General features: G+C 74.1%; 5 protein-coding genes. 2 read left to right on the forward strand and 3 right to left on the reverse strand.

The window, feature by feature from the left end:
- Positions 1-24 precede the first annotated feature (24 nt).
- Positions 25-660: a TetR/AcrR family transcriptional regulator gene (locus ACZ7MY_RS37790; RefSeq protein ID WP_499609442.1), complete on the forward strand. Its 636-nt coding sequence runs from the start codon at positions 25-27 to the stop codon at positions 658-660.
- Positions 657-2,015 (forward strand): MFS transporter, encoded by a 1,359-nt coding sequence (locus ACZ7MY_RS37795; RefSeq protein WP_499609445.1) that lies wholly within the window; start codon positions 657-659, stop codon positions 2,013-2,015. Before ACZ7MY_RS37790 ends, ACZ7MY_RS37795 begins: the two co-directional genes overlap by 4 nt.
- An 82-nt stretch (positions 2,016-2,097) precedes the next feature.
- Here the strand turns inward: ACZ7MY_RS37795 and ACZ7MY_RS37800 are convergent, their stop codons facing one another.
- The 3 genes from ACZ7MY_RS37800 to ACZ7MY_RS37810 form a co-directional block, all read right to left on the reverse strand.
- Positions 2,098-5,400 (reverse strand): family 78 glycoside hydrolase catalytic domain, encoded by a 3,303-nt coding sequence (locus ACZ7MY_RS37800; protein ID WP_499609448.1) that lies wholly within the window; start codon positions 5,398-5,400, stop codon positions 2,098-2,100.
- A gap of 67 nt (positions 5,401-5,467) precedes the next feature.
- Positions 5,468-8,869: a glycosylhydrolase-like jelly roll fold domain-containing protein gene (locus tag ACZ7MY_RS37805; RefSeq protein WP_499609451.1), complete on the reverse strand. Its 3,402-nt coding sequence runs from the start codon at positions 8,867-8,869 to the stop codon at positions 5,468-5,470.
- 111 nt (positions 8,870-8,980) lie between these two features.
- A complete protein-coding gene (locus tag ACZ7MY_RS37810) occupies positions 8,981-11,578 on the reverse strand; it encodes a glycoside hydrolase family 127 protein (protein ID WP_499609454.1) in 2,598 nt (865 codons plus the stop codon).
- Between the last annotated feature and the right edge of the window lie 377 nt (positions 11,579-11,955).

The following is an 11,955-nucleotide window of genomic DNA, read 5'->3' on the forward strand; positions in this document are numbered from 1 at the left end:
CGGACGGCTGGTAGACACTCCCCCATGACCGATGGCGGCTCCCTGCGGGAGCGACTTGTCGATGCCGGGGTGGACCTCGTGATGGCCGGGGGCACCGCGTCGGTGGGGCTGCGCGAGATCGCGCGGCGGGCGGGGGTGTCGCACGGCGCGCCGAGGCGCCACTTCCCCACGCACGACTCCCTGTTGTCCGCCATCGCCCGGCGCGGCTTCGAGGACCTGCACGCACGGTTCGCGACCGCGACCGCCGGGGCGGCCACGCCGCGCGCCCGGCTGGAGGCCGCCGCCCGGGCGTACGTCGGGTACGCGCTGGACCACCGCGGCATGTTCGAGCTGATGTTCCGCCACGACCTGCTCGACGGTGTGCCGCAGGCGGACGGCGGTCCGCGGCTGCGCGAGACGTCGCTGCCGCTCTTCGGGGCCCTCGTCGAGCTCGTCACCCGGTGCCGGGCCGAGCAGGACGCCGCCGCGGCGGCCGCCTCGCCGCCCGCCGCCGTGACGGCGGCGGCCCTCTGGTCGAACCTGCACGGCCTCGTCCAGCTGTGGACCTGGGGCAGCCTCCAGGTCGTTCTGGGCGCCGACGACCCGGGCGAGGAGTCGCTGCGCCACGAGCAACTCCTCACGGCCGTCCTCGACTCCCACCTCGGGCGGGTGCCCGCGTGATCTCCCCCGCACGGCAGCGGCTCGCGCTGGCGGCGAGCGTGGCGGGCGCCGCGATGGTCGCCCTGGACGGCGGTGTGCTGCTGGTGGCGCAGCCCAGCCTGCAGCGGGATCTCGGTGCGAGCGTCGCCGAGGTCCAGTGGACCAGCACGGGCTACCTGGTGGCAGTGGCGGCGCTGCTCGTGCTCGCCGGACGGCTCGGGGACCGCTACGGGCACCGGCGTCTGCTCTGCGCGGGGGCGCTCGGCTTCGGGGCGGCGTCGGCAGGGATCGCCGTCGCGGGGAGCGTCGGCTGGGTGATCGCGCTGCGTGTGGCCCAGGGTGTGTGCGGCGCGCTCCTGCAGCCGGCGACGCTGGCGCTGCTGAGGCTGGCGTACCCGCCGGACCGGCTGGACAGGTCGATCGCCGTCCGCACGATCGCGCTGGCGGTGGCCGCCGGGGCCGGCCCGGTGCTCGGCGGGCTCGTGCTGACCCACCTGGGGTGGCGCGCCGTGTTCTGGGTCAACGTCCCCGTGGCGCTCGCGATCGCCGCGCTCACGCTCGCCGTCCGCGTGCCGGCGCCGCGGCGGCCCGACGGCGGAGGGCGGGTCGGCGTGGCCGGTGCGGCCCTGCTCGCGACGGCGCTCGCGGCCCTCGTCCACGCGCTGTCGGGCATCCCCGCGCGGGGGTGGACGGGCGGCCGAACGCTGCTCGAACTCCTTGCCGCGGCAGGCGCCCTCGCACTGCTCGTCGCGTACGAACGGCGTGCGGAGCACCCCAACGTGCCGCGCGCGGTGGCCCGTTCGGTGCCCGTCATTGCGTCCGTCGGCATCCTGCTGGTGACCACCGCGGGCCTGTTCGGCACCCTGTTCCGGGCCACGTTCCAGCTGCAGGACGTACTGCGCCTCGACCCGCTGGCCGCGGGCCTGCGGGTGCTTCCGCTGACGGCGCTCATGGTGCTCGGGGCGCCCGTCGCCGCTGCCGCGCTGCGCCGGTACGGCCCGCGGCGCACCGCGGTGTGCGGCACGCTCCTGGTCGTCCTGGGCATCGCGTCGCTCGCGCGGTCGGGGGCGGACGGTGCGTGGGCCGCGATGGCCGCTGCGTTCGCCGTGCTCGGCGCGGGCTTCGCCACCGTCATGGTGACCGCCACCGCCTCTGTCGTCGGCGACGCGCCGCCCGGGTACGCCGGGGTCGTCGGGGGCCTGAAGCAGACGGCGATGAACGTCGGGCCGGCCCTCGGCATCGCGGTCGCGGCCGGGACGTCGGGCTCCGCCGGGGTGCCGGGCGCCACGACGGGCACCACGCTGTTCCTCCTCGCCGCGCTCGCCGCCCTCGGCCTCCTCCCGGCGTCGCTGCTGCCCCGGCCCACCCGGGCATAGGCCGGGCCGACCGGGCCGGACCCCGCCCCGGCCGGCCGCATGGGGAGGAGCGGCCGTCCGGGGCGTGCCGTACCGGCCGGGGTCAGGCGCCGGCGCGGTAGGTCGAGGTGAACGTCCAGTCGCCGGAGCCGACTTCGTAGACCCGCTCCCCCTCACCGGAACGGACGAGGCGGGCGTCCCTGGGCGCGGCGACGTGACCGGACGTCACCGGCACGTGCACCTCGGCCGTGGTGCCCGCGGGCACGGTGAGCCGCAGCCGGTACGCGTCCCCGTCCAGGCGCCACGCGGTGCTGACCGTGCCGTAGGGCGTGCGGTACGAGCCGGAGGCGGAGGTGAGGCCGGCCACGAGGGCCGGGTCCACGAGGAGTTGGCGGTAGCCGACGGAGCCGGGCGCCTGCTGGATGCCCGCGAGGCGGGCGGTGAACCAGGCGTCGATGGCGCCCAGCATGAAGTGGTTCTGCGACTGGCCGGGGCCGCCGTCCCAGCTCTCGCCGAGCGTGGTGTTGCCGTGCAGCACCTGGTAGCCGTAGCTGGGGCTGGTGGTCTGGGTGGCGATGCGGCCGACGACGTCGTCGTGCCCGGACTCCGACAGCACCCGGAACGCGGCGGGCAGCGAGATCTCGCCCAGGTTGAGGTGGAAGTCCGCCGCCTCGACGCTTGCGACGAAGTGGCCGAGCAGCCGCTCGCGCTGGTCCGCGGGGACGGCGCCCATGTCGAGGGCGAGCGCCTCAGCTCCGTGCCCGCCGCCGCCGAAGGTGCCGGTCGCGGGGTCGTAGTACTTGTCCGCGAGGGCCTTGGCGGTGGCGTCGGCCTTGGCCCGGTACTCCGCTGCGGCGTCCTGGTCGCCGAGGAGCGCGGCGATGCGGCTCATGGCGTCGACGACGCGCCAGTAGCCGTAGGTACCGGCCACCGCGCGGGGGAAGGTGGTGTCCGGGGTGAACCAGTCGCCGAGCCCGTAGTCGAGGATGCCGCCGGAGACCTTCTCCTCCAGGAAGGTGACGTACTTCCGCATCTGCGGGTAGTAGGTGGCGAGGGTCTGCTCGTCGCCGTAGGTGGTGTAGAGCTGCCACGGCACCAGGACGAAGGCGCCGCCCCAGTTGGAGTCGTTGCGGTAACCGCCGGGCAGGGCCGTGTACTCGGGGGTGGTGGAGGTGATCAGGCCCTCGGGGGTCTGGCCGTCGGCCATGTCGCGGACGATCTTGCGGAGCTGGGACTCCATGTCGTAGTTCGCGGCGAGCGTGGGGAAGACGAGCTGGTCCTGCTCCAGCCAGCCGAGCTTCTCGCGGCTCGGGCAGTCGGTGAGGACGCTCATCATGTTGCCCTCGATCGAGCGGCGGATGATGGAGTGGATGCCGTTGACCAGGTCGTTGGAGCTGGTGAAGTCGCCGGCCGAGGTGTTGTCGGTGTGCAGGACCTTGCCGCGGACGGTGACCGTGGCCCCGGCGGGCAGGCCCTTGAGTTCCAGGTAGCGGAAGCCGTGGTAGCCGTACTCGGGGTGCCAGGTCTCGGCGCCCGGGCCCGCGGTGGTGTAGCTGTCCCACAGCGGGCCGCCGACGTTGCTGATGGACTGGAAGGCGTGGCCGTCCTTCAGGCTCTCGGCGGGCACGATGCGGACGGTGGTGCCGGCGGGGGCCTTCACCGTGATCTCGGGCCAGCCGGCGATGTTCCTGCCCACGTCGAAGACGCGGCTGCCCTCGGCGCCGGGCACCTCCTTGGCGGTGAGCGTCTCGATGACCCGGATCGGTTCGGTCTCGCGGGCGCTGAGCCGGGCGGGCGCGTCGGCGGTGCCTGGGCCGGCGACGGTGACGGCCGGATCCCAGCCGGCGCGGCTGCCGCGGGGCTCGTCCCAGTGCGGGATCGCGCGGCGGGCGTCGTAGTCCTCGCCGCCGTACCAGTTGGAGGAGGTGGTGGGGCCGAGCGTGGTGCGCCAGTCGTCGCCGCTGCTGATGCGGCGGACGGTGCCGTCGGCGAGGGTGACCTCCAGCTGCGCGATCAGCTTGGGGTCGCTGATGTTGCCGTAGAGCTTGCGGTAGCGGTCCGCTGTGCTGACGACGTTGGAGATGCCGTTGCCGAGGGAGACGCCGACGGTGTTGCCGCCGGTGCGCAGCAGGTCGGTGACGTCGTAGGTGGCGTACTGGACGCGCTGGGTGAAGGTGGTGTTGGCGGGTTCGAGGACGGCGTCGCCGACCTGCCTGCCGTTGATGGTGGCGTCGTGGATGCCGAGGCCCGAGACGTACAGGCGGGCGCTGCGCACGTGCTCCGGCAGGGCGAAGTCCTTGGTGAACAGCGGCAGCCCGGACGGCAGCCAGGGCTTCGGCGGCTGCTGACCGGTGACGGCGGCGGCCTGGGTGAAGGGCCCGGTGGGGGTGTCCGCGGTGGCGAGGGTGTAGTCGGTGGGGAAGCCGGGGACGCGGCCGTCGTCGGTGAGGACGTCGGCGCGGGGGTAGAGCGCGACCTCGTCGAAGGTCTTGGCGGACTTGAGGTCGAGGGTGAGCGTGATGGGCTGCTGGGAGACGTCCGGCCCGGTGTGCGCGGCGCTGGAGTAGCCGGCGGCGGTCTGGAGGCCGCTGTTGGGCAGGCCGTCCACGGCGAGGGCCGGTTCCCAGGTCTTGCGGAGGGTGTTGGACTCGGAGGCGGTGACGGCGGCGCCCTTGGCGAGGCCGGTCGTGGCCGAGGCCGCGTCGCGGACGTCGATCTCGCCGAGCTGCAGGCGCCAGGTCCGGCTCGGGAAGTCCTCCTGCAGGGGCAGCCCGAGGCGGGTGACGTCGAGACGGACGTAACGGGCGGTGGTGCGGGGCAGCTTGACGACCACGGGGGTGACCTCGCGCTTGCCCAGCTGCCAGTCGGCGTTGGTGATCCAGTCGGCCTGCCAGTCGTCGCTCCTGGTGAGACCGGTCTCGAAGGACGCGGGCGCGCTCCAGTCGGCGGCGTGGTCCGGGCCGTGCGGGTCCTTGCCGTGAGGTCCCGTGCCGTGCGAGCCCGTGGCGGACCAGAGCATCACGCGCCAGTAGACCCGGGTGCGGGAGCCGAGCTCCTTGCCCGCGTAGACGGTCTGCGGGACGGCGGAGCCGACCTTCCCGGAGTCCCACAGGTCGGGGCGTCCCTGGCGGAGCCTGGTGAGCGAGGTGGCCGCCTGGACCCGGTAGGCGGTCTGGACGAGCCCCCGGGAGCGGCCGGTCAGGGCCCAGCTCAGTTCGGGGGTGGTGTCGTCGATGCCGAGGGCCTGGGTGAGCTTCTGGGTGCGCAGGGTGGTCGCGGTCAGCGACGCGGGGGCGCCGGCCTCCGCGGTGACGGCGGTGGGCAGGATCGTGACGAGCGCGGTGAGTCCGGTGGCGACGGCGAGGGCCGGGCCGCGCCGGACGGCTCTGCGCGGAGGTCGGGGCATGCGGGTGCTCCTTGACGGTGGTGCGGTGGGCGGTTGCTGCGGGTCGGGCTCTGCCGGCGCCGGCACGTCAGATCCGGTGCAGGGTGGCGGTGACCCGGCGGTACGGCCGCAGGGTGACCGGGCCGAGGAGCCCGGACGGCAGCGGCTTGTTGCGCTCGTTCGACAGGGTGTTGGACACCCGCACCGCCAGGGTGTTGCGGCCCGGACGCAGCAGGTCCGTCACGTCGGCGGTGTACGGGGTCCACAGCAACGGGGGCAGTTCGGTGCCGTTGACGGTGACCGAGGCGACCTCCCTGACCTGGCCGAGGTCGAGGCGGAAGCCCCGGCCGTCGAGGGTGCCGGCGTCGAGGTCGAGGTCGGTGGTGTAGACGGCGCTGCCGGAGAACAGCGGTTCCACCGTCGTCCAGCTGCCGAGCGGGCCCGTGACGGGGCCGGCTCCGGGGCGCTGCAGGGTGAGCGTCCAGTCGCCGCCCACCTGGACGGGGGTGAGCGGGTCGGTGACGCTCACCGTGCCCCGGTAGGCGCGGCCGCCGTCGGTGCCGGTGAGCACGTGGTCGCCGGGCGCGTCGAGGAAGGCGGCGACGCGCAGGGTCTGCCCCGCGGCCGTGACGGAGCCGAGGGAGGCGGCGGGCAGGGTGCTGTCGGTGAGGTGCGGCCGGGGCTTCGCGCCGGCGCGGACGACGACGGCGAGGGTCTCGTAGGGGGCGAGGCGCAGCGGCAGCCGGACGCCGCCGTGCTTCTGCTCCCGGTGGACGGGCGCGGGTCGTACGGTGCCGGTGACGGGGTCCCAGAGTTCGGGCACGCCGTCGGCGGGCAGAACGGCGACGGTCTCGACGGGCGCCGCGCTCTCGTTGTTGAGGAGGAAGGCGACGTCCTTGCCGCGGGTGGTGCGCAGCACCCGTACGGCCGGAGCCGGCGGTTCGAGGACGGCCGCGGCGACGCCGGCGTCGCGTGCGGCGTCCCCGAGGCCGGCGGTGCCGGCGACGCGTACGGCGGTTCCCGCGCCGACGCGCCGGCTGCCCGGGACGGCGTCGCCGAAGAGCGCGGACAGCGCCCGCTCCAGGGTGCGGTCGCGCCCGCCGGCGTCCTCCTGGGGGAGGGTGCCGACGGCGACGACGGTGCCGCCCTGCCGGGCGAAGGCTTCGAGGCGGGTGACGGCGGCGGCGTCGAGCGTCGGGGTGACGGGGAGGACGGCGAGGTCGTAGCCGGCCTCGCCGACGACGAGGCGTCCTTGGTGGACGCCGGCGTGGGCGAGCAGTTCGGGGTCGCCGGACAGGGCGCCCTCGTGGACGAGGTCGAAGTCGACCTGGGCGCTCTCCAGGGCGTACGCGGCGTCGGTGAAGGCGCCGTCGACCTCGCCCTGGCGGGTGGTGCCGCGCCACTGCTCGGCGGCGCGCTGCGGCTGGATCAGTGCGGTGCGGGCCCCGGAGGTACCGCGGGCGACCTCCATGACGCGGCCGATCCAGTCGGCGATCGGCTCCATCGCCCACCACCAGGGCGCGCGCGGGCCGAACGGCGGCGGGAAGAAGACGCGCTGCTCGTCGGTCCACAGCGCGTGCAGCACGGTGAGGTTGACGCCGCGGGCGGCGTTCGCGCCGACCAGGGCGCGCACGAAGTCCGGGGCGACCTGCCAGCCCATGTTGCCGAAGCACTCCAGCAGCGCCCGGTCGCGGCCCATCTGGTGGGCGACGCTCACCGGGTTGCGGGGGATCATGGTGGGCTGTCCGGCCACGTACTCGGCGGTGATGATGTCGCCGCCGGGCACCTGCGCCCACTGGTGGACCTTGTGCAGGTCGCCGGTGGAGACGATCCGCTTGGACGGCGCGGTCTCGTCGTACAGCGGGTTGGTGATGAGTGCGACGCCGCGCTTCTCGTACCACTGGGACTGCTTGCGGAAGTAGCCGGCGAAGCGGTCCGAGACGGCCTGCCAGTAGCGGCCCCGGGTGATACGGCCGGTGCGGCCGAGGTCGTCGAAGGCCGTCGCGTAGGCCGTGCCGGGCTCGGCGCCGGTCTTCCGCAGGGCCGCGGCCAGGGTCGGCGACCACGGGAGGCGCTTGAAGTGCGCCTCGGCGGAGGCGAAGAACGGCTCGTCGTCCCAGAAGCCGGGGATGACGTTGCCGAAGTAGCGGGCGAACCTGCGGTGGTACTCGCCGGGCACGATGTCGAGGAACAGCTCCACCGGCTCGTCGTCGAGGAGGTCCACGTAACTGCGGCTGTAGCCCTGGGAGTCGTCGACCAGCGGGGTGCCGCCGAAGACGTCGATCAGCCAGTCGCCCTCGGGGACGTGCCAGGTGCGGCCGTCGCCGAGTTCCCCGGTGAGCTCGATGACCTGGTCGCTCGATGTGGCACCGACAGGTCGGGCGGCGGCCGCGACCGGTGCCGCGGCGCCGGCGGGCGGGATCCGGGCGGGGAAGTCGCCCGCGGCGGCGGGGTCGTCGAAGGCGGTCCTGGTGTGGAGGACGGTGCCGTCGGCGGCGGTCACGACGAGGCTCGCCCACAGGGCGCGCTGGGTCCCGGCGGCACGGACGCCGACGCCGCCGGCGGGGTGGGCGGGGTCGGTGACGGTGCCCTTGGCCCTGCCGTCGAGGGTCACGGTCAGGGTGGGGCCGCTGACGGTGACGGCGAGGGTGTGGAACTTGGTCTTGTTGAAGCCGTCGGTGCGGGTGGAGCGGGCGAGTTCGACGGGGTCCCGGTCCTTCGCGAGGAGCGAGACGGTGACGACGCCGGTCTGGTCGAACTCGACGGCGTAACCCGCGCCGCCGTCGGCGGCGGCCCGTACGACGAGGCCCGCGGCCACCTGGTCGGCGCGGGCGCTGCCGGTGACGGTGTAGTCGCGCCACTCCGTTCCCCCGCGCAGCACGGCTGCGCCGCCCAGGACCGCGGCGTCGGCGACCAGCGAGGTGGTGTCCACACCGACGCCGGTGGTGGTGCGCAGGTCGACGGTGGCGGGGCCGGAGACGACGGTGCTGGACCGCCACAGGGCCTTCAGCCGCAGGTCGGGGCGGGGCTTGTAGGTGCGCGAGCCGACCTGGCCGCCCTTGACGATGTACTCGCCGGCGCGGCCGCTGGGGAAGTGGTCGTCGTTGAAGATCCACACCCGCATCCCGGTCTTCTCGGCGGTCTGCAGGACGTGGCCGACGATCGCGAACCATTCCTCGGTGAAGAAGACCGGCTGCATCTCGGCGTTGTCGAAGGGGAAGAGGACGACCTCGTACATCCCCTTGTCCCGCAGGTCGGCCATCTGGGCGTCGACGAGTTCGGGGGTGACGGGGCCGTTCCAGTACCAGTAGACCGTCGGGCGGCTGTCCTTGGCGGGGTCGGCGAAGCGGGCGGGCGACCAGACCGCCTCCGGAGTGCCGTGGTGCTGCGGCGCGGCGTGGGCGGGGAGGGGCAGGCCGGATGCCAGCGCGGCTCCGGTGACTCCCGCGGCGGCCACGAAACGGCGTCTGGACAGGGGGAACTCAGGCATGGCGGTACTCCGTGGGACGAGGACGGGGGGGAGTCGGGCGGGCGGTGGCGCCGTGGCCGGGCGGGCCGCGGCGATGTCGCCGGGCGGCCCGTCGTGCCTTCGCCGGGCGGCTCAGACGGCCGCGAGGGCAGCGACGTCGGCTGCGGCCAGGGCGCGGTTGTGCAGCCTGAAGCCGGCGACGGCACCGGTGAGGTAGGGGTGCGTGGGGTTCTGCGAGCGCCCGAGGTAGTTGTGGGTGGTCGTGCCGAGCAGGAGGGGGCTCGCGGCCATCGCGGGGTTGCGGCCGGCCTCGGCGCCGTCGACGTAGAGGACGCCGGTGCCGTCGCCGAGGGTGAGCGCGACGTGGGTCCAGCGGCCGGCGGGCAGCGGGCCCGTGGCGTCGATGACGTCCTCGGCCTCCATGCCGGCGATCTTCAGGGCCGCGCGGGCGCGGCCGGCGCCGGTGCGCGGGGTGAGGAAGAGGTAGGTGTCCTTGTGGTAGCCCAGGTCGAAGACGCGGGCGGAGTTGGCCAGGACGTCCACCCGCACCCACATGCTGACGGTCAGTTCGGACAGCGCCGACGGCAGGGCCGGGGCCAGCGCGACGTGCCCTCCGGCGCCGTCGAGCGCGACGGCCGGCCGTCCGCCCGGTCCGTCCGCGGTCCAGGAGGCGCCCGCGGCGAGCGTCGCGGGGGCGAACGTCCGTGTGGTGTCGGCGGCGGTGGTGCCGGTGCCCTCGTCGAGGGGATAGCGGGCGACGTCCCGCTCGCGGGCGGCACGGGGGGCGACGGCCCAGTAGACGGTGTAGTTCTCGTGGTGGACCCGGTGGAACGGCTTCAGGGTGACCGCGCCGCCGGCCGTCTCGGCGGTGAAGGTGCCGTCACCGCCGCGTACGGGGCGCAGGGACTGCGGGGTGATCTCCGGGACGGCCGTCAACTGCGTCGAGCCGTAGGTGCCGGCGAGCACGAGCGGGCCGTACGACACCGAGCGCACCTGCGGGTTGTCGGGCGCGGGGCGCCACACGGGTTCGCGGGGCAGGGTGAGTTCGACGGTGTCCCCGGCCCGCCAGTGGCGGTGGAGGGTGAGGTGGCTGCCGGGCTCGACACGGCCGGTGTACGGGTGTCCGGCCACGCGGACGCGTGCCCGGGCCCGGCCGTCCGCCAGCCAGCCCGGTATCCGAACCTTGAGCGCGAAGCGGCCGCCGCCCTCGGTGACGGTGATCCGCACGGTGTCCTCGGAGACGGCGTGCTGACGGATCGTCACCCCTTCATTCGGCCCGTGGCGCCGCCAGTCCACCTCGGAGGGGATGAAGAGGTTGACGTAGAGCGCGTCGCCGGACTGGAAGTAGATGGTGTCCGCGAACTTGGTGTGGGTCTCCAGGCCGGTGCCGTGGTCGCAGGAGAAGTTGTCGTAGTCGCCGCTGTAGCTGCCGGGCGCCGCGCCGAGGCCGCCCTTGGGCTGCCGGTGCGAACCGGCCCACAGCCCGGTGTAGTACGTGACGAAGCCGTGCTCGGAGTCGGGGTCCTGCTCGCCGAGCATCTGGTTGTACAGGGTCCACTCGTAGTGGTCCAGGTAGGCGGTGCGGGTCGGCTCGTGCAGGAACAACTGCCGGCCGAGCTTGAGCATGTTGTAGCTGTTGCAGTTCTCGCAGGTGTTCTCCGACAGACGGCTGACGATCTCGTCCGGGGGCCCGAAGAACTCCAGGTTGGAGTTGCCGCCGATGGCGTACGTGTGGTGCTCCACGACGGTGCGCCAGAAGGTGCGCGCGATGTCGAGGTAGCGGCGGTCGCCGGTGGCCTCGTAGGAGTACGGCGCCCCGACCACCTTGGCGATCTCGGTGTTGGCGTGCCGGCCCGCGAGTTCGTCGCGTCCGGCGGCGAGCGGCGCGTAGAGCTCCTCGTGGTCGAAGCGGCGGGCGGTGCGCAGGTGCGCGGGGTCTCCGCTGACGAGGTGGAGACGGGTCAGGACGTCGTTCATGCCGCCGAACTCGACCTTGAGCACGGACTGCATGCGCTCGTACGACAGCGACGCGGTGCGCGCCTCCGCCCAGCCGGCCATCCCCAGGAGCACGGTCATGGCCTGCTGGTTGCCGCTGAGGGTGTACTGGTCGAGCAGCCCGGCCATGATCTTGTGCAGGGTGTAGTACGGCGCCCAGGGCTTGCCGCCCGCTTCCAGGCTGTCGAAGACCGCCTCGGGGAAGGCCGACAGGTACCCCTCGTGGAACCCGGCGGCGGGAGAGGCCGCCTGGCACTCGGCGAGCGCGGCGACCAGGACGCGGCCCTTGTCGGCGTAGGCCTCGTCCGCGGTGTTGGCGTGGGCCTGGGCGAGGGCGGACAGCAGGTGCCCGGTGGTGTGGCCGCGCAGTTGGACGTCGGGCGCCTCCCAGCCTCCGCAGGGCTCGGCGGACGAGGGAAGTCCCACGGTGCGGCGGAAGGTGTGCAGGAGCCGGTCGGCGTCGACGAAGCGCAGGTAGGCGCCGGTGCGCCGCATGTTGTCGCGGAAGGGGCTGTCGAGCAGCCGCACGGCCGACAGCGGCAGCGGGGCGAGCTTCGGACGCACGGCGGGGGACGCACCACCGTGGACGGCGTCCGCCGGCCCGGGGGCGCTCGGCGCGGCGGCGGCCGGGGCCGCCAGCACGGCCTGGCCGGCGGCCGCAAAGGTCGCGGCCGTCGCGACGCCGGCGGTCAGCACGTTCCTGCGGGACGGCTGGGAGGGGTGGGGTGCGGACATTCTCGGAACTCCTTCCGGGCACGGAGGAGTACCACCGGCCGGCGTGGGCCCGGCGGTGGCGCGGCCGTGGAACGCGGTTGCCGGGCAGCCCGATGCCCGGCCACTGGCCTGAGTGCGAATGAATCGTTTTTAGAGCCAGCGGCAACCTAGGGTGACTTCGCGGAGACCGTCAAGAGCCGTACCCCGATCCGGCACCCATGGCGTCACGCGTCCGACGCACCGTCACAAAAGGTTGCATTCGCGGGCGATGGACAACCCACGGGGCGCCCCCACGCGCGGGTGAAGGCACTTGCGGCACCCGGTGTCTTGTCGCGGCAGCGGTGGCCGCGTATGTTCCTGCCCGTCACCTACTGAATCGTTCAAGTCCTGAGGGGGAA

The organism is Streptomyces sp. NPDC111520, assembly GCF_055635295.1.